This window comes from Desulfovibrio sp. GTC20076 (assembly GCF_055385905.1).
Genome location: NZ_AP039366.1, coordinates 523370 through 540319 on the forward strand (window position 1 = coordinate 523370; position 16950 = coordinate 540319).

The 16950-nt window shown below is 59.2% G+C and carries 17 protein-coding genes; 1 reads left to right on the forward strand and 16 read right to left on the reverse strand.

What is annotated here, in order from left to right:
* Positions 1 to 3 precede the first annotated feature (3 nt).
* From ribD to ACZ495_RS02420, 13 genes are all read right to left on the reverse strand, one after another.
* Positions 4 to 1161, reverse strand: coding sequence for a bifunctional diaminohydroxyphosphoribosylaminopyrimidine deaminase/5-amino-6-(5-phosphoribosylamino)uracil reductase RibD (gene ribD / locus ACZ495_RS02360; protein ID WP_012625242.1), 1158 nt, complete (start codon positions 1159 to 1161; stop codon positions 4 to 6).
* A 2-nt stretch (positions 1162 to 1163) separates the two neighbouring features.
* A complete protein-coding gene (locus tag ACZ495_RS02365; protein ID WP_012625241.1) occupies positions 1164 to 1640 on the reverse strand; it encodes a deoxycytidylate deaminase in 477 nt (158 codons plus the stop codon).
* A gap of 440 nt (positions 1641 to 2080) precedes the next feature.
* Positions 2081 to 3325, reverse strand: a complete 1245-nt coding sequence (gene glyA / locus ACZ495_RS02370; RefSeq protein ID WP_464262550.1) for a serine hydroxymethyltransferase — start codon at positions 3323 to 3325, stop codon at positions 2081 to 2083.
* Between the two features lie 398 nt (positions 3326 to 3723).
* Entirely contained in the window at positions 3724 to 4974 is a 1251-nt protein-coding gene (fabF, locus tag ACZ495_RS02375; RefSeq protein WP_072311599.1) for a beta-ketoacyl-ACP synthase II, read from the reverse strand.
* A 71-nt stretch (positions 4975 to 5045) separates the two neighbouring features.
* Positions 5046 to 5279, reverse strand: a complete 234-nt coding sequence (gene acpP / locus ACZ495_RS02380) for an acyl carrier protein (RefSeq protein WP_012625238.1) — start codon at positions 5277 to 5279, stop codon at positions 5046 to 5048.
* A 313-nt stretch (positions 5280 to 5592) separates the two neighbouring features.
* Positions 5593 to 6354, reverse strand: coding sequence for a 3-oxoacyl-[acyl-carrier-protein] reductase (gene fabG / locus ACZ495_RS02385; protein ID WP_012625237.1), 762 nt, complete (start codon positions 6352 to 6354; stop codon positions 5593 to 5595).
* A 286-nt stretch (positions 6355 to 6640) separates the two neighbouring features.
* Entirely contained in the window at positions 6641 to 7627 is a 987-nt protein-coding gene (locus ACZ495_RS02390; RefSeq protein ID WP_464262551.1) for a beta-ketoacyl-ACP synthase III, read from the reverse strand.
* Between the two features lie 15 nt (positions 7628 to 7642).
* Positions 7643 to 8677 carry a phosphate acyltransferase PlsX gene (gene plsX / locus ACZ495_RS02395; RefSeq protein ID WP_012625235.1) on the reverse strand — a complete coding sequence of 345 codons (1035 nt, stop codon included), beginning with the start codon at positions 8675 to 8677 and terminating at the stop codon, positions 7643 to 7645.
* Entirely contained in the window at positions 8677 to 8859 is a 183-nt protein-coding gene (rpmF, locus tag ACZ495_RS02400) for a 50S ribosomal protein L32 (RefSeq protein WP_012625234.1), read from the reverse strand. Before rpmF ends, plsX begins: the two co-directional genes overlap by 1 nt.
* 263 nt (positions 8860 to 9122) lie before the next feature.
* Positions 9123 to 9698 (reverse strand): YceD family protein, encoded by a 576-nt coding sequence (locus ACZ495_RS02405; protein ID WP_072311600.1) that lies wholly within the window; start codon positions 9696 to 9698, stop codon positions 9123 to 9125.
* Positions 9699 to 9959: 261 nt separating this feature from the next.
* Positions 9960 to 10592, reverse strand: a complete 633-nt coding sequence (locus tag ACZ495_RS02410; RefSeq protein WP_072311601.1) for a LysE family translocator — start codon at positions 10590 to 10592, stop codon at positions 9960 to 9962.
* Entirely contained in the window at positions 10586 to 10861 is a 276-nt protein-coding gene (locus tag ACZ495_RS02415) for a GIY-YIG nuclease family protein (RefSeq protein ID WP_012625231.1), read from the reverse strand. The genes ACZ495_RS02410 and ACZ495_RS02415 overlap by 7 nt, the downstream gene beginning before the upstream one ends.
* 26 nt (positions 10862 to 10887) lie before the next feature.
* The gene (locus ACZ495_RS02420) at positions 10888 to 11466 is read right to left on the reverse strand and encodes a hypothetical protein (protein WP_072311602.1); all 579 of its coding nucleotides are present in this window, start codon (positions 11464 to 11466) and stop codon (positions 10888 to 10890) included.
* A 501-nt stretch (positions 11467 to 11967) separates the two neighbouring features.
* Between ACZ495_RS02420 and ACZ495_RS02425 the strand changes: the two genes are divergently transcribed.
* Positions 11968 to 12636, forward strand: coding sequence for a tetratricopeptide repeat protein (locus ACZ495_RS02425; protein WP_012625229.1), 669 nt, complete (start codon positions 11968 to 11970; stop codon positions 12634 to 12636).
* 225 nt (positions 12637 to 12861) lie between these two features.
* Here the strand turns inward: ACZ495_RS02425 and ACZ495_RS02430 are convergent, their stop codons facing one another.
* The 3 genes from ACZ495_RS02430 to ybaK all read right to left on the reverse strand — a co-directional run bounded on the left by ACZ495_RS02430 (position 12862) and on the right by ybaK (position 16934).
* Positions 12862 to 14850 (reverse strand): Hsp70 family protein, encoded by a 1989-nt coding sequence (locus ACZ495_RS02430; protein WP_012625228.1) that lies wholly within the window; start codon positions 14848 to 14850, stop codon positions 12862 to 12864.
* On the reverse strand, positions 14847 to 15905 hold the full coding sequence (locus ACZ495_RS02435; protein WP_464262552.1) for an adenosine deaminase: 1059 nt from the start codon (positions 15903 to 15905) through the stop codon (positions 14847 to 14849). Before ACZ495_RS02435 ends, ACZ495_RS02430 begins: the two co-directional genes overlap by 4 nt.
* 540 nt (positions 15906 to 16445) lie before the next feature.
* Positions 16446 to 16934, reverse strand: a complete 489-nt coding sequence (ybaK, locus tag ACZ495_RS02440) for a Cys-tRNA(Pro) deacylase (RefSeq protein ID WP_012625226.1) — start codon at positions 16932 to 16934, stop codon at positions 16446 to 16448.
* Positions 16935 to 16950: the final 16 nt, after the last annotated feature.

The following is a 16950-nucleotide window of genomic DNA, read 5'->3' on the forward strand; positions in this document are numbered from 1 at the left end:
TTCCTACTTTTCTTCCACGGCTTGCAGCGGGCGCAGCTCAATATGGATGTCGCCCCCGCTGATGTGGCTGCCTGTCACGCGCATGCGCAGGGCTTCGTCCAGGCTGAGGGGGGCACGGCCGGAAAAAAGCGGTTGCGCGTCCGCGTCTCCCAGAATCATCGGGGCCATATGCAGGCGGAATTCGTCCACAACGCCAGCCTCAAGAAGGCTGAGGGCCAGATGCCCGCCGCCTTCGCACAGCAGATAGGGGCAATCCAGCTCTTCACGCATTGTGCGCAGCATATGGGTCAGGTCCGGCCCGCCGCGCAGGCTCGGCCCCAGTGAAAGAACGCGCACTCCCATGTCGCGCAGGGCCTTGGCTGTGGTGGAGGCCGCCGCAGCAGGCGAGGCCAGAAATACGGTCTGCTGGGGCCGCTCTTTGAGCAGGTAAAAATCGGCATCCGGCTGGGGCAGGCGTGAGGTGAGCACGCAGGCCAGGGGCTGCGGGCCGAGAGGCTCGCCATCATTGATGGGCCGCACGGTAAGCCGCGGATCGTCAGCCCTGAACGTGCCCCCGCCCACAAGTACAGCGCCGCCGCAGCGGCCTATGCCGGCCCTGAGGCGCTGTACTTCCTGCCGGGATTCTTCCGAACTGATCCACTGCGACTCGCCCTTGCGCGTGGCTATACGCCCATCAAGTGTGGCGGCCATTTTAAGAATCACATAGGGGCGCTGTGCCTGCTGCCAGACAAGAAAATCTGCCACAAGGTCACGGCAGGCATCTGCGCAGACGCCCTCAATGACATCCAGGCCGGATTCGCGCAGCCGGCATGCGCCGCCGCAGGCTTCGGGATTGGGGTCGGACAGCCCCACCACGATTTTTTTTATGCCTGCCCGCAGCACGGCATCGGTGCAGGGGGGAGTTTTGCCCTGATGGCAGCACGGTTCAAGCGTGACAACCAGCGTACACTCAGAAGGGTCGACTCCTTGCGCGGCAGCGTCATTAAGGCAGTCCACCTCGGCATGGTCCAGCCCGAAGGCGCGATGCCAGCCCCTGGCGACAATGTGTCCATCGCGCACAAGAACAGCCCCCACCATCGGGTTGGGGCAGGTCTTCCAGCGGCCCTGTTGTGCCAGCGCGATGGCTTCGCGCATAAAGGGGGTGTAATCCAGTTCAGACATGGCTACTCCGGCCGGGGGCTTATGGCGGGTGGGGTAAAGTCCAGCCTTTCCAGTTGAATCCCGGCTTCCTTGAGCATGGTAGTGGCAAGCTCGTCAGGATAGTGCTCGGCGTAATAGATGCGCCTTATACCGCAGTTGATAAGCATTTTGCTGCATTGCACGCAGGGATGGGTGGTGCAGTACAGTTCGGCTCCGCTGATATTTATGCCGTGCACGGCCGCCTGGATGATAACGTTCTGTTCTGCGTGCAGCCCCCGGCAGATTTCATGCCTCTGTCCCGATGGAATGCCCATCTGTTCGCGCAGGCAGCCTACCTCAAGACAGTGGGGAACTCCCGCGGGCGCACCGTTATAGCCGGTGGCGAGAATGCGTTTGTCCTTCACTGCCACAGCCCCCACCCGGCGGCGCGTGCAGGTGGAGCGCCCACTGACAAGGTAGGTGATGTTCATGAAGTACTCGGGCCAGGGCAATCTTTGCATGGGATATCCGTTAAATTTTTCGCTAGTGTACATAGGGGAAGCGTAAAAGCCAAGCCGACGGTTCGGCTTTTCGGCATAAAGGCTGTTTCACCGGAGCCAGGCTCAAGATTTTTTCGGTATCCCGCAGGTTGTGCAGGTGCAAGGTTCAGTGAAGCCTCGTTGCGCAACGGCGGCCCGGAAGCCGAAACCTCCGGGCCGCGATGATCGCGGCAGGCGTCTGCCTGCCGGTACGGCCTGACCTTAAGCAGCCCGCTGAAGTTTCTGACCGGCGGCGGGGATGTTGGCCTGAATGCCGCTCTGGCGTTTTTTGAGCCGGCCACCGGATTCAACCGTCCGGGCCTTGCAGAGCGGATGCTTTACAAGGCCCGGATATTTTTTACCTGTCAACTGAACGCCCGGAGATCTGAAAACCTTTGAAAAGGGCAACCTTGCAAATGTTTTCAGGCAAGGTGGGCGAACAGAGGGAACTGATGTGCGAATTCTTCAACGTTTTTACGAATTTTTTCAAGTTCCGCAGTGTCGTTCCGTTTTTCAAGCGCTGCAATGATAAACTGCCCCACAGTGCGCATGTGCTCCTGCTTCATGCCGCGCGTGGTAAGGGCGGCAGTGCCCAGGCGTATGCCGGACGTAACGAAGGGCGAGCGCGTTTCAAAGGGCACGGTGTTTTTATTGACCGTGATGCCCGCCGTATCCAGGGCAATTTCAGCGTCCTTGCCGGTAATATCCCTGTTGGTCAGGTCAACCAGCATGAGGTGGTTGTCCGTACCGCCGGAGACAAGGTCGTAACCCGCTTCCGTAAGGCATGCGGCCAGGGTTGCGGCGTTATCCAGCACCTGCTGCTGATACACCTTGAAGGCAGGGTGCAGGGCTTCGCCCAGGGCCACGGCCTTGGCGGCAATGACATGCATGAGGGGACCGCCCTGAATGCCGGGGAAAATCTGGCTGTTCAGGGTTTTGCCCATATCTTCCGTGGACAGTATCATGCCGCCGCGCGGACCGCGCAGGGTTTTGTGCGTGGTTGTGGTGGTGATATGGGCATGCGGAACCGGGCTTTGGTGCAGACCTGCAGCCACGAGGCCCGCGATGTGGGCCATGTCCACCACAAGCTTTGCGCCCACTTCATCGGCAATGGCGCGAAAACGGGCAAAATCAATGGCGCGGGGGTAGGCGCTGGCGCCGGCAACAATGACACTGGGCTTGTGTTCGCGGGCTTTTGCGGCCACATCGTCATAGTCGATGCGCCCGGTTTCGCGCTGCACCCCATACGAGATGATCTTGAAAAGACGGCCGGAAAAGTTCACGGGGCTGCCGTGAGTGAGGTGCCCGCCGTGGGAAAGGTCCATGCCAAGAATGGTGTCGCCGGGTTTGAGAACTGCCAGGTAGGCGGCCATGTTGGCCTGTGAGCCGGAGTGGGGCTGCACGTTGACGTATTGTGCGTCAAAAAGCAGCTTGGCTCTTTCCTGCGCCAGGGTTTCCACCATATCCACGTATTCGCAGCCGCCGTAGTAGCGCTTGCCGGGATAGCCTTCGGCGTATTTGTTGGTCAGTACGCTGCCCTGGGCTTCGCGCACCGCCGTGGAAACAATGTTTTCCGAGGCGATAAGCTCAAGCTTGCCCATCTGCCTTTGCGATTCCAGAGCAATGGCCTTTGCGATTTCCGGGTCTTGCAGCAGAATTTCATCCATGAACTTGGCATCCTTAGTGAAATATACTGCCCGCCACAGTGGCGGGCAGTGTGTGTACTGGGCTGGCCCGGCGGAGAGTACAGCGTCCGGCGGCCTGTTACAGGCTTTCGGACGGTGCTGACCAGTCAGGCGGGCCGTGGCGATAGCGGGGCCTTTTTTTCAGAAGGCGCTGATCAGCGGCCTGGTTGTCCGTGATCTGCCCGGATTTCCTGTGCGAACCCCTGTGCGCTGACGCACCTGATTCGCGCATGGTGTCTTGCCGAAAGGGAGCGGATGCCCACCCGCCGGAGCTTTCTGAAAAACAGGGTTGTCCCGTAGCGGCGCGGAGACGCTAACCGTGCGCCGCCGGATGCCTGCCGGAAATACGAACCGTACCGGCAGGCATGGCGGACGGCATGCTATTTATCGTCCCACTTCTTCAGGATCAGGCTGGCATTGGTGCCGCCAAAGCCAAAAGAGTTGCACATGGCATACTCACAGGCGATATTTTGGGATCCGTCAGCCATATAGTCGAGATCGCATTCCGGATCGGGATTTTCAAGGTTGATGGTACCCGGCAGCTTTTCATCATGCAGGGCCAGCGCGGTGAAGACAGATTCTATGCCGCCGGCCGCGCCGAGCAGGTGACCGGTCATGGATTTGGTGGCAGAGATTTTGACCTTCTTGGCGTGGGCGCCGAAAACCAGCTTGATCGCCTTCGTTTCCGTGCTGTCATTGAGCATGGTGGACGTGGCGTGGGCATTGATGTGCCCGATGGCCGACGGGTCTATCCCGGCTTCGCGCAGGGCATTTTGCATGGCGCGGGCCATGCCTTCGCCATTTTCACAGGGGGCGGTCATGTGGTAGGCGTCGCCCGACGCGCCATAGCCGACCAGCTCCGCATATATCCTGGCCCCGCGTTCCTGAGCCGATTCCAGCGTTTCAACAAAGAGCAGCCCGGCCCCTTCGCCGATGACAAAGCCATCGCGTTTGGCGTCGAACGGGCGCGAGGCCTTGGTGGGGTCGTCATTGTACTGGGTGGAGAGCGCCTTGAGCGCCGTAAAGCCGGCCACGCCGAGGGGCGTTACCGTGGCCTCCACACCACCGGTGATGACAGCCTTGACCCGGCCCAGCAGAATTTCGCTGAACGCGGTACCCATGGCATGAATGGCCGAGGCGCAGGCCGTGGTGGTGACAATATTGGGGCCTTTGGCGCCTGTAAAGATGGAAATCTGCCCCGGACCCATGTTTGAAATCAACATGGGAATCATGAAGGGCGATATCCTGTTGGGGCCGGCCTCCAGCAGCTTGGCGTGGTACGTTTCAATAGTGTGCAGGCCGCCAAGGCCGATGCCGAGAATAACGGCGGTGTCATAGGCATTGGCGTCCGTCACTTCATAGCCCGCGTCCCTGAGCAGCATCTGGGCCGAAGCCACGGCAAACTGGGTAAAACGGTCCATGCGCCGCACCTGTTTGGCGGGCATGAAATCTTCGGGCACAAAATTTTTCACTTCTCCCGCGATACGCGAATCGTAGGCGGAAGCGTCAAAAAGCGTGATGGGCGCGATGCCCGACTCGCCTGCGAGCAGTTTTTTCCAGGTGCTCTCAATATCGTTGGCGAGGGGCGTAACGCCGCCAACGCCGGTGATTACTACGCGGGGACGGGTCATGCATGCTCCTTTGGTGCGGGAGGGGGCTTTACCGCCCCCTCGCACGCTGCATATCTGGCGAACAAACCTTGCTATTTCTTTTCTTCGATATAGGCAATGGCGTCCTGAACTTTCAGGATCTTCTGAGCGTCCTCGTCGGCGATTTCGACTTCGAACTCTTCTTCCATGGCCATGATCAGTTCAGTCAGGTCCAGGGAGTCGGCGCCCAGGTCTTCCACGAAGCTGGCTTCGGGTTTGACTTCATCAGCGCTGACGCCCAGCTGGTCTACAATAATTTTTTTAACTTTTTCGGCGACATCAGACATGGTATCCTCCAGGTAATTTTAATATCCATCCAAACCCCGGCTTCAGGGCTGTGCCGGGTGCGTCTTCGGTTGTTCTGCTTACGTGTTTTCACGTTAGCTGCCTGGCCAACAAACATGCCTTGCGTTGTGCAGCCGCGCTTTTGCAAGACAGTGGCTGAAACAGGGTTGCCCTTGCAGGCCCCGGCATTGCTGCCGGTTCCTCACAGGCTGCCTTGCAGCCGGGGATGGCCCGTTAAGCCGGGCATGTTTCGTGGCGCGGATTGTCAGCAACAATCCGCACAGGAGCAGCTAACAGTTTTACTGCAAAACTGCGCTAGCAGTACATGCCCCCATTCACTCCAAGCACCTGCCCGGTAATGTAGGCGGCCCTGTCCGAGGCGAGAAAAGCCACGGCATCGGCCACTTCCTGGGCAGTGCCCATGCGCTTGAGCGGGATAACTTCCTCATAGCTTTTACGCACATCGTCGCCGAGGGCGGCGGTCATGTCCGTTTCAATAAAGCCGGGAGCCACGGCGTTGACCGTGATCTGGCGTGCGGCCAGTTCTTTGGCGCAGGACTTGGTGAGACCCAGCAGGGCGGCCTTGGCCGAGGCGTAGTTGGCCTGACCGGCGTTGCCCATTTGGCCCACCACCGAAGAAATGTTTACAATACGACCCTTGCGGGCCCTGCTCATGATTTTGGCGGCCTCGCGGATGCAGATGAAGGCCCCGCGCAGGTTGACGTTGATTACCCGATCAAAGTCCTCATCCTTCATGCGGATAAGAAAACCGTCCTTGGTGATGCCCGCATTGTTCACGAGCACGGCAAGATCAACCTTGTCTTTGATCTCTGTCGTGAAAAAATCGGAAACAGCGACGCCGTCGCTCACATCAAGGGCAAAAGCCCTGGCCTGGCCGCCCGCCGCCCTGATTTCATCCACCACCTGCTCCGCCTCTGCGGGGCGGCTCACATAGGTGAGAAAAACCTGAAAGCCGTCCCGGGCAAGGGTTTGGGCAATGGCCCGCCCTATGCCGCGCGAACCGCCCGTCACAAGAGCTGTAGGCGTGGCGGTGGGCGTGGAATGCTCTGTACTCATGCTCGTTCTGCCTTTGCTGAAGGTGTCGTTTTTATAGCCCGCTCCGGCGCCTGTTTCAATGCTGCCGGAAGGGCGAAAAATGCGCGCGGTTGCACTGTCTCACGGCCGCGTCGTCTTCGGGGCAACTGGCATGCCCGTCCGGCGGTTTTGCCGGGATCTTTCCGCGTTTTCCGGGGCAGCCGTCATTTCACGGGCTGCGCCGTCCGGGCAGCAGCAGAGTATACGCCGGAAACGCCGTAGAACGGTGGTAACACCGTTACGGACGCTTTATCAAAGCAAAAAAGACCTAGAAACGCAGCAGGGCCGCGCCCCAGGTCAGGCCGGCGCCGAAGGCGGTGACAAGTATACGGTCTCCGGCCTTGATGCGCCCGGCTGCGCGGGCTTCGACAATGGCCAGGGGAATGGATGCCGAAGAGGTGTTGCCGTACTTGTCCACGTTGACGAAAACGCGATCGCCGGTCATGTTCAGGCGGCTGCCCACTGCCTCAATGATGCGCATGTTGGCCTGATGGGGAACCAGCAAGTCCACATCGCCGGTGCTCAGCCCGTTGCGGGACAGCACGTTTTCGCAGATGTGCACCATGTTGCGCACGGCATGCTTGTAGGTTTCGCGTCCTTGCATGGTGATGAAAAAATCGTCTTCAATGGTGTCACCCTTGGCATAGCGGCTGCTGGTGCCGCCGCCCACCACGATGAGGTCGCGCTGCGTGCCGTCGCTCTGGCAAACCACGTCTTCAACCCCGGCCAGCACATTGGACGAGGTTCCCGTGACTACGCAGGCGGTGGCCGCATCGCCGAAAAGCACGCAGGTGCTTCTGTCGTTCCAGTTCACGCGTCTGGTGAGGGCTTCGGTGCAGACAAAAAGAATTTTGGCTTCCGGCTGGTGAGCCAGCAGGCTGCGGCAGATGGACAGGCCGTACAGAAACCCCGAGCAGGCAGCGCCGAAGTCAAAGGCCATGACAGGGCCTACGCCGAGCTGCCCGGCGATCATGCAGGCCACGGAAGGCGAAAGCACGTCCGGGGTGCAGGTGGCGGCGATAACGTGGGTCAGCTCTGCGGGCTCCATGCCCGCATCGGCCAGGGCCTTGCGGGCCGCCTTGAGCCCAAGGTCTGAGGCGTTCTCGTCATCAGCCAGTTTGTGGCGTTGCCGTATGCCCGTGCGGGAGACAATCCACTCATCGTTGGTGTCCACCACCCTGGCGAGGTCTTCGTTGGTCAGGACCGCGTCCGGCACATGGGCGCTCAGCGCAAGCAAATGGCAGAGAGGGTTCATTCTGTATACCGTCGGTTAGATGGCGCGGGAGAAGCGGGTAAGCTCCTCGTTGGCCAGGATGGTCTCGGCAAGGCGGCTGTTGGTTCCCTTGCGTACAAAGGTGCCGCCCATCTTGATGGCATTGGTCATGGCCAGGGCACTGGAGCGGCCATGACAGACGATGGCCAGGCCCTGAAGGCCCAACAGCGGAGCGCCGCCATATTCGGCGTAGTCAATGGTGCTGGCAAAACGCTTGAAGGCCCCCTTGGCGAGCATGCCGCCAAGGGCGGGCAGTACCCCGGAGGTAAAGACCTTCTTGAGCATGCGCACAAGAGAAGCCGCGAGGCCTTCGCTCATCTTCACCACCACGTTGCCCACAAATCCATCGCAGATCACCACATCAAGGTTGCCGGTAAAGATGTCCCGCCCTTCGGCATTGCCCACAAAATTGAGGTTTTGGGCCATCTTCAGCAGCTCGTAGGCTTCTTTTACCTGGCAGTTGCCCTTGCCTTCCTCTTCGCCGATGCTCAGCAGGCTGACCCGGGGCGAGGCATAGCCCAGCAGGTCACGGGCAAATGCATCGCCCATGAGGCCGAACTGAAAGAGATGGTAGGGGCGGCAGTCCACATTGGCTCCGGCATCAAGCACCACCACGGGGTCTTTTTCCGTTGGCAGCAGTGCGGCCAGGGCGGGGCGTTCCACCCCTTGCAGGCGGCCCATAATAAACATGCCGCAGGCCACCGTGGCGCCGGAGTGCCCGGCGCTGACCACGGCGTCAGCGGCGCCTTCCTTGACCAGGCGGCAGGCCACCTGGATGGAGGAATTTTTTTTGCGGCGCAGGATGTCCGAAGGTTTTTCGTTCATATGCACCACATCATCAGCCTGAACAATGTCGTAATGCACGTCTTTGAGGGCGAGCTTTTCCAGCTCGGCCTCCAGCTTGGGGGTGTCGCCCACAAGCTGGACGTGCAAGTCGTAAAGACGGGCAGCCTCAATGGCGCCCGGCACCACCACGGAGGGACCGAAGTCCCCGCCCATGGCGTCCACGGCGATGATGGGGCGCTCGTTCATTACTCGTTATCGCTCTTGGCGACTACCTGACGGCCTTTGTACGTGCCGCAGCTGGGGCAGACGCAATGGGGCACGGTAGGCTCGCCGCAGGAGCAGTAAATAACGGCAGGAATGGCCACACGGTCATGGGAGCGGCGCATCCCCTTGCGGGAGCGGGATTTTTTGTTCTGTTGCACAGCCATGGTATTCTCCTTTTCCGTCCTTTCGGACACATACAGCAAGGGTATGGCGGCCAGACCTGAAAAAAGGGTCCGCCCGCAAGACTCAGCAGATTAGTAAAAAATTCTGAAAATGTCTAGGCTCAGCATGCAGGAATCCGCCTGTATGCAGCCGCTTTTTACGTCCGTAAAACCGGGGCGTAAAAGCCGTTGCCCATTCCGGTTTTTGTCGCCCGGACCTCATCCGTCCCGACTTCACGTCCGGAAAAACCGCCTCTGGTCATTTTTCAGTTTTTATGCAGGGTAAGCCCGCGCAACACTGCCATGCGGGGATCGCCTTCTTCGTGCTCACAGGAGCACATGCCTTCGTTCAGGTTGGCTCCGCAGCCGGCGCACAGTCCTTTGCAGGATGTGGCACACAGGGGGGTTACAGGCAGAGCCAGCATGAGTTCTTCCCAGCAGATGGCCGCCAGGTCAAGCATGGGTACGTTGTTTATAAAAACAAGGCGGCTCTCGGCGTCTTCATCCTGAGCCTGCGCGCCCGACAGGCTTGCGCCGCCGCCGGGACCTTCAAAATCGTCGTCGTCGGGCAGTTCCTCAAAATCTTCGAAGCGGGCGCTTATGGAAGAAGGGGAGTCTTCGGCGCAACGGCTGCAAGGCAGAACCACCTCGCCCGCAAGGGTGCCGCGCACAAGCCAGCCGCCATCAGTGGGCAGGACGTTAATGGTGGCGCTCAAGGGCTTGCTCACCCGGCAATCCATGCCGAATTCCTTCATGGGAGCCTGCCAGATGGCCGGATCGTCCAGGTGGAATTCTTTGCCTTCGGGCGGCAAATCATTAAGTGATATACGGTAATTCTGCATATTGTACCTCGAAAGTTGGACTACATACCCCTGGCAATACCTGTTGTCAAGAAATGCCGCAAGCCGGTAGCGGCCCGGTTTGGCGCGATGCTGTGTCAGGTTTCAGTTTTTATTGCGCACAAGGAGTGAAGGGGCCATGCCGCGTGATAAAAAATTACCTTTCTTGTCTGGCGCCAGCAATATCCACTGCCATTTCACTGAACGCAAGCCGCCGCCTGCAAGCGAAGGACCGCCGCTATTGCTGCCGCCTGCCTGTTCCGGCTATTTGCCGCTGAACAGCAGAAGCAGGGCCAAACCCGCAAAAACAAGGCCTGCAGCGCGGTGTATGAGTATCTGCCCGCCGGGGGCCTTGTTGAACCACAGGGCCAGCCTGCCGCCAAGCAGGGCAACGCTGAAAAAAACCATAAGGGTTGCCAGCATGAATAAAAGACCCAGACCAAGAACCTGCAGGGCCACACTGCCTCTGGAGGGATCACAGAACTGGGGCAAAAAAGCCAGAAAGAAGAGTGAAACCTTGGGATTGGTCACATTCATGACAATGCCGCGCCGGTACAGGGCCGCATAACCGGGAAAGGGTGTTCCGCCGCCTCCGGTAAGCGCCAGTGAAGCTCCGGCCCTGAAAGAAAGCCAGGCAAGCCACAGCAGGTAGGCCGCGCCCACGGTCTTGAGCAGGGTAAAAGCCAGCGGGGAGCTTTGAAAGATGGCGGCCACCCCCAGCGCCACGGCAGCCGTATGCACGCAGAGACCGGTGACCAGCCCCAGAGTGGTGACCACACCTGCGCCTGCGCCGTAAACTGCGGACTGCGTGAGCACAAAAATATTGTCCGGCCCGGGGGCGATGCCAAGAAGAAGGGAGGCGGCGAAAAACGCCAGAGCAACATCCACGGTCAGCATTGTTCGGCATCTCCGTGCAGCAGGTAGGATTTTTTTTTGTGGCGCGGGCGGGCTTTGACCGCACGTTCAAGGCGCAGGGCATCGGCCATGCATGCGCAGGACCTGCTGGCCAGCAGGCACACCGGACGCCGCCCGCGCGTATAGCGTGCGCCGCCGGATATGGTGCCGTTATGCTGCGCAAGGCGGCGTTCCATATGACGGGTAATGCCGCAGTACAGGGTGCCGTCCGCGCATTCCAGCAGGTAAACCAGCCACAGGTCGGATGTCATGTTTTTTCGTGCTGCCGGAAAACCGGCTAGTTGAAGCCTCCGGCAAGCCATGCCGTTACAAGAAAAGAAAGCAGCCAGTTACCGAGCCGCCAGGCCCAGGGGTTGGGAATCTTGCCCGCAGCCATGCTGCGCATCTGGCGCAGCGTACCCATAATGGAACCGAGCGTATGAAAAAAAATAAAGCCAAGCCCGGCCAGAAAGCCGAACTGTGCCAGACAGACAAGAAAAATGGCAAAGGTCACGCACGGAGCCAGGCAGGCGTTGGCATCATTGCGCTGTGACACCCATATATGTCCCAGAGGCGACCCACCTGCCGCAAAGCCTCCTGCACCGCGTCCGCCGAAGTTACGGCTGTAAAAAAAGCCCCTGCCGCCGGTATTGCCCCCGCCATGCCCCTGGCCGGGGCCGTAAGTCTGGTCCTGCCTGCCCTGCTGTTCCTGCCCGTCATCAAGGATGACCTCTGCCTCAAGCACACGGCGTCGGTCATTGCCGGTATTGTCGTCTCCATCTTGTGGACCGTCATGCGGAATGGCGGGCAGGTTGTCATGGTGTCGGGCATGCCCGCCTGAAGATTCGTGGGGGGGCTTGTGCGGGGGGTGATTCATGCTCGACCTCCTGGTCTGTATCCAGGCATTTGAACCTGCATTCAGGTGCGCGCCTGTTGCGCTGCCTGTTTCTCCGGCGGCGCAAGGGGGATTGTTTCATCTGCCTCGTTTTTTACTCCTCGCCGCATGAAAACAGGTTTTCGGGGCGGAGCGCAGCAGGTTGGGGTACAAAAGACGACCCATTGAAGAAATAACGATGGTGTTTGCCGTGTTTGTGCCTTCTGGATGGCGGGGCGTCAAGGGGGCAGGAAGGCCAGCGTACTTGCTGCAGAATATTGCATTGCTAGAAAATGATATAAAAACACATTGATACGTCTGTCATTATCCACAAGACGTAAAGCCCCTCGCTGAAGCAGAAACCGGTGAAAAATGACAGCGGATCACTATTGGAAATCGTGTGTACGCCGGGGCCGGGCCAGTTGCCACCCTTGCCAAGCCTTTTTCCCGGCGCTACTCTTTATGCATCAGGTCCGGCATGAATACGGGCCATGAGGAGGTTTTATGAAAAAATATTATGGGGTGATCGTTCTGGCTCTGGCGCTTTTTCTGTTCCAGGGCATGACTGTAAGCGCTCAGCCGACGGATCAGGTAGAGCAAAAACTCAACGAAGCGTGGGTGGCCTACAATATCGGGCAGTACAAAAAGGTGTTGCAACTGGTGCAGCCTCTTGCCTCTGACGGCAACGCCCGTGCCCAGATCATCCTTGGCCGTTGCTATGAAAACGGGCTTGGTGTGCCGCAGGATATGGAAACCGCCGCCAAGTGGTTCCGTCTTGCCGCCGAGCAGAACAACAGCGAGGCCCAGGTGCTGCTGGCGTACCAGTATGAACTGGGCCAGGGCGTGCCCAAAGACGATGCCGCCGTAGTCAGGCTTATGACCAGCGCCGCCAATGCGGGCAATGCCGAAGCCCTGTTCAATCTGGCGCTGTACCACGGGCAAGGCAAGTACGGCTTTGCCAAAAATCCCGCCGAAAGCTTCCGTCTGGCAAAAATGGCGGCAGATCAGGGCAATGCCCAGGCACAGCGCTATGTGGGTGCTTGCTATGAATACGGCGTGGGTGTGCCGGAAAACGCCACCGAAGCGCAGGTGTGGTATGGCAAGGCCAAAGCGCAAGGCCTGGAAATAGAAGGCAATGTCTTTAATTTTGTGCGCGAATACACCATGCCGTAAAGCTACGGTTGAGCCTGTAGGTGCATGGTTGCGGGGGAAGGCCCAGAGGCTGCCCACGGGCGTTCACGGTATTGCATGCCGGAATGCGCAGGGTGGCCTCCTTCCCCCGCAGCTTCAGGGCGGAGAGCTTGAGGGTACTTTCGGCAAGTGCCGCACGGCAAGCCCTGGGCGTGGGCGCAGGCATCAAGCTGTACCGGGCTGGCTGCGCAAAAATGTGCCTATGGGTTATGTCGCCGGACCGCGTTCCACCCGGATATGGTTCAGGACCGTCAGGCGTTGCAGCAGAGCCTTGAGCGAATAGCGTATCTTTGTCCTGGCGTCCTCCATAAGATCCTGCCTGATTTCCTGAAAAGCCTGCTCCAGGGCTTCCTGGATGTACTCCTTGTTTTTGGCGATGATTTTTTCACGATTTTTTTCGTTAAGCAGAAATTGGGGCAGCCTTTTTGTACGGAGAAAATTTTTGCCGAACTTGCCCAGTGCCCACGTGCCTGCAAAAGCCGCCGCGCCGCCCAACACGGCAGACACGGGTTCGCCGGTGGTGAGCAGCATTTTTTCGCCAACGGCAAAGGCTGCCACGCCGGGCAGAACGGCAACCACCATAACGTCCATCGTGTTCAGCAGGGTGAGCCGTGATATCTTGACCTGTACGGCATCAAAAAAGCTGGTACTCAGGGTGCGGGCCGAAAAATTGAGCCTGGGTACGAGGTGTACGCCGTTTTCGCGCAGCCACCGGCTGAACTGCTGGCGCAGTTCCCGTTCTATTTCTGTACGGGCGGCTTCCGTCCGTTCGCGTATGATGGTCAGCAGTCCGGAATCACTACGTATTTTTTCGCTGATTTTCTGCTCTATTTCTTCCACGGTTTTGCGGGACTGCTGGGCGGATTCAAGCACTCCCATAATGTCTCGGGCCGCAATGCGTTCGGCACAGGCGCGCGCGGCCAGTTTGGTGTGTTTTTCAAAAATGCCCTGGGCAATACCTGCCACCCGTTGCGAAAAATCCTCACTCTGATCTTCAAGCAGGCTTTTTATCTTGAGGTGTGTGTTCAGCAGCATGGGGTACAGGGCAAGGCCATAGGCAATGTCCTCATACGTTCGGGGGCTCATGACAATATTGTCTGTGCCGAAAACGTCCAGTACAGCATCGCGGGCAAAAAACCAGTTGCTGCTGCCGCCGGTAAGAATGATCTTGGCCACGCTTTTCTGTTTTTTAATGTCATACAGCATATCCTTGAACCAGGATATGAGGGCCACCTCGCGCCCTTGCAGCATGTCTGCGGCGGTGCTGCCGAGCGCGCCCCTGTTGGCATACTGGCGAAGCATGCCCAGCAGGGCCTCCGAAGCCGTATAGTTTTCCGCGGCGCTGACGATCTGCTGCCAGGTAAGCTCGTGCAGATACGCGTGTTTTTGCCCGCCCTGCGCGTCATACCAGGAGAGGTGCAGGCTCACGGCGCTGTTGATGTCTTTTTGCAGGATTTTTGAAAACCGCTCTTTTTCTGCCTTGCACAGGACCCAGTGAACGTAATATTCGCAATTGTCGGCTCTGGCCTGTTCCTGAAGGCCGGGATTGTGGCGGCAGAAGAGCTGGAAAAAGAGGTCGTCAAACAGGCGTCCGCCTAACAGGCGGTCGCCGCCGCTCTGGAGGATTTCAGAGTTTTCGGCCAGTGTGAAGTCGCAGGTACCGCCGCCGAAATCCAGAATCAGCAGGCTGTGCTCCATATCGTCCAGTTCGATGGTTCCTGACTGCAGGCAGGATATCATGGCCGCGTCGGACTCCCGTATAAGGGCGGGTGCCGGCCAGCCTGCGTCTGTAAAGCACTGCGAGAGGGCCAGGCCGAAGCTTTCGCGTGTGCGCGCCGGAATGCCTACAAATATCAGGCTGTCCGGCTCCAGTGTGCCCGGGGGCAGCGCGTCGCGCAGCATGCGCAGAAAATCTGTCATCCAGCGCATGGCCCCGGACCCGTCTTCGCCTATTTCAGGCTTGAACTGGCAGCGCAGGCTGCGCCGGGACCGCATGGCCGCATTGGCGTAATATTCGCTTTCAGCCAGATGCCCTATGAGGCGCGGCATGTCGTCTTCATACAGAATGACGGTCTCCACGCAGCCGTCCGGTGCGCTGGCGCGGGGCAACACCACGGGCTGCGGTGTGGCAGAATGCCTGTGAGCCCCGTAGATGTAAGTATTACTGGTGCCGAGGTCTATGCCGAGTATCTTCATGCCCCGGCCCCTACGGCGGCTTCTTTCTGCACATGCCCCCTTACAATGCTGTCGCCGGCATGCGTATAGCGGCGCAAAATGCGGCAGCGGTCGCCGTTGGCCACAAGGCCCACCGTGTCATAAAGGCCGCCGTGGGTTTTTTCATCCCATATGATGTGACTGGCGTCTTCACCAGGGGCATAGCCCATAAAAACAAGCTGTTCTGAAAGAAAGTGTCTGCTCTGTTCATCCATGCCGTCCAGAAGATGCGCAACCCCAAGGGCCAGAGGGCAGTCGTTTCTGGGGCATTTGCCTGCATGCCGCGGTTGGTGCCCGCTTTCACCGAGGGCGTCAATCTCTGCATGGAGTTTGTCCCACACCGAAAAAAATGTGGCGAGATAGCGTGCGCGGTCCTGCGCCTGACGATGCAGAGAAGGCCTGAAGGCCTCCACGTCCAGGGACGTGGTTTTTTTGGCAAGCAGAACGAAAAGAAAGGCTGCGCCCAGCAGCAGATACAAGCGCTTGAGCAGGCCCGGCCCGCTGCTTGCGCCAAAGACGGCACTTTTGAAGTCTGCCCAGGAGGCGAGGCGCAAAATGCCGGCGGCAAGGCTGGCCGCGAATGTGGTGAGAGTTCCCAGGCCCAGAAACGTCAGTAGGCGGGTACGGGCCTTGGGGTTGCCTGACAGGTATTCCGCGCCGTAAAGCATGCCGAGCACGGCCCCCACGCGCAGGATGCCTCCGCCCATATCAATGAGGCCGAGCAGGCCGGACAAAAGACCTCCGACAAAAAAACCAAGAAAAACAATGCCCGCCATGCTGAGCAGAGAATATCTTTTTACATACAGGGCATCGGTGGAAAAACCCGGCATGTCGCGGGCAAGGCTCCAGCGCAGTTCTTCCGAAATGTCTGCACAGGCGGACCTTGAGGCGCACTGGGCCACCAGGTCTTCCTTGAGATCGGCAAGCAACTGGCGGTGCTGCGCGTAATCGCCAGGAAAGGACGCTATTTTTTCGAGAGTTCCATCCGCAAGAGCGTCGATATGGGGAGCGGATGCAACGGTATTGGTAGTGGTCATACTGACTGTTCCGTTTGCTGTGGTGCTGGCGGCGGGTCCCGTGGGTGTGGCGACATGCCCGGTTTCGTAAAAAAGAGACCGCGTAGCGCAGAATGCCTGTAAAAAGTAGCGCACACTGTTGCCAAGTCAAGGGGCGCGGTTTCCGGGAAAGGGAGCCTGCGGGGATGCGATGTGTGCTCATATTGTCGCAATGCCTGTCAGCAATCCGTCAGCGCGCAGGGCGAAGTCAAAGGTGATATGGGCCGGAAGGGGGGCAGTGTTCTGCTGCTTACGGGAAGTGACGTCTCAGGGGGCATTTGGTGGGGGGCAGGTAGGGTCGCAAGTGCTGCGCTCAATACCGTGCGTCGGCGGGGCCGGATCGTCCGGTTTTGCGGGCGGTGTTCTGCTGTAAGGCAGCAGTCTGCGGCAAAAACAGCGTGGCGGCGGATTGTGCCGACACCTGCCGGGAAAAGGATCAGTCACATGGGTCGGATGTGCCGGGGGGGGGCCGGAGCTACGCCGGGGCGGCATTCCGCTCATGAAACGGCGGCAGGCGGAAGGTCAGGCCTGTCGGGCGATGTTGGCTGTATCGCCGGTTACGGCCCGGAGCAGGTCTTGTGGCGACAGGCATATCTGCACGCCGCGCAGGCCAGCGCTTATATAGATGCTTTCCTGCTCAAGGGCGCTGGCGTCCACAAAAACAGGATAGTTTTTCTTGCCGCCCAGCGGAGAACAGCCGCCGCGCACATAGCCTGTGAGAGGGCGCACGTCCTTGAGGTGAACCATTTCCGTATGCTTGTTGCCCGAAGCGGCAGCAAGCGCCTTGAGGTTCAGCTCTGTACCGGCAGGTATGCAGGCCATAAGTACGCCTGTTTTGTCTCCGCGGGCAACCAGGGTCTTGAAAACACGCTGTGGCTCTACTCCAAGCTGGCGGGCCATGGTAACGGCGGAGAGATCGTTTTCGTCTACGGCAACCTGGTGCAGGGTATGGGCTATGCCCTGTTTTTCCAGCTGACGGGCGGCATTGGTCTTGGATATCTTGGCGGACATGTTTTTTGCAGGGGCT

What these genes read in the sequence shown, in the direction of transcription:
- ribD (WP_012625242.1), bottom strand. Translation starts at nt 1,161, where the DNA reads ATGTCTGAACTGGATTACACCCCCTTTATGCGCGAAGCCATCGCGCTG.
- ACZ495_RS02365 (WP_012625241.1), bottom strand. Translation starts at nt 1,640, where the DNA reads ATGCAAAGATTGCCCTGGCCCGAGTACTTCATGAACATCACCTACCTT.
- glyA (WP_464262550.1), bottom strand. Translation starts at nt 3,325, where the DNA reads ATGGATGAAATTCTGCTGCAAGACCCGGAAATCGCAAAGGCCATTGCT.
- fabF (WP_072311599.1), bottom strand. Translation starts at nt 4,974, where the DNA reads ATGACCCGTCCCCGCGTAGTAATCACCGGCGTTGGCGGCGTTACGCCC.
- acpP (WP_012625238.1), bottom strand. Translation starts at nt 5,279, where the DNA reads ATGTCTGATGTCGCCGAAAAAGTTAAAAAAATTATTGTAGACCAGCTG.
- fabG (WP_012625237.1), bottom strand. Translation starts at nt 6,354, where the DNA reads ATGAGTACAGAGCATTCCACGCCCACCGCCACGCCTACAGCTCTTGTG.
- ACZ495_RS02390 (WP_464262551.1), bottom strand. Translation starts at nt 7,627, where the DNA reads ATGAACCCTCTCTGCCATTTGCTTGCGCTGAGCGCCCATGTGCCGGAC.
- plsX (WP_012625235.1), bottom strand. Translation starts at nt 8,677, where the DNA reads ATGAACGAGCGCCCCATCATCGCCGTGGACGCCATGGGCGGGGACTTC.
- rpmF (WP_012625234.1), bottom strand. Translation starts at nt 8,859, where the DNA reads ATGGCTGTGCAACAGAACAAAAAATCCCGCTCCCGCAAGGGGATGCGC.
- ACZ495_RS02405 (WP_072311600.1), bottom strand. Translation starts at nt 9,698, where the DNA reads ATGCAGAATTACCGTATATCACTTAATGATTTGCCGCCCGAAGGCAAA.
- ACZ495_RS02410 (WP_072311601.1), bottom strand. Translation starts at nt 10,592, where the DNA reads ATGCTGACCGTGGATGTTGCTCTGGCGTTTTTCGCCGCCTCCCTTCTT.
- ACZ495_RS02415 (WP_012625231.1), bottom strand. Translation starts at nt 10,861, where the DNA reads ATGACATCCGACCTGTGGCTGGTTTACCTGCTGGAATGCGCGGACGGC.
- ACZ495_RS02420 (WP_072311602.1), bottom strand. Translation starts at nt 11,466, where the DNA reads ATGAATCACCCCCCGCACAAGCCCCCCCACGAATCTTCAGGCGGGCAT.
- ACZ495_RS02425 (WP_012625229.1), top strand. Translation starts at nt 11,968, where the DNA reads ATGAAAAAATATTATGGGGTGATCGTTCTGGCTCTGGCGCTTTTTCTG.
- ACZ495_RS02430 (WP_012625228.1), bottom strand. Translation starts at nt 14,850, where the DNA reads ATGAAGATACTCGGCATAGACCTCGGCACCAGTAATACTTACATCTAC.
- ACZ495_RS02435 (WP_464262552.1), bottom strand. Translation starts at nt 15,905, where the DNA reads ATGACCACTACCAATACCGTTGCATCCGCTCCCCATATCGACGCTCTT.
- ybaK (WP_012625226.1), bottom strand. Translation starts at nt 16,934, where the DNA reads ATGTCCGCCAAGATATCCAAGACCAATGCCGCCCGTCAGCTGGAAAAA.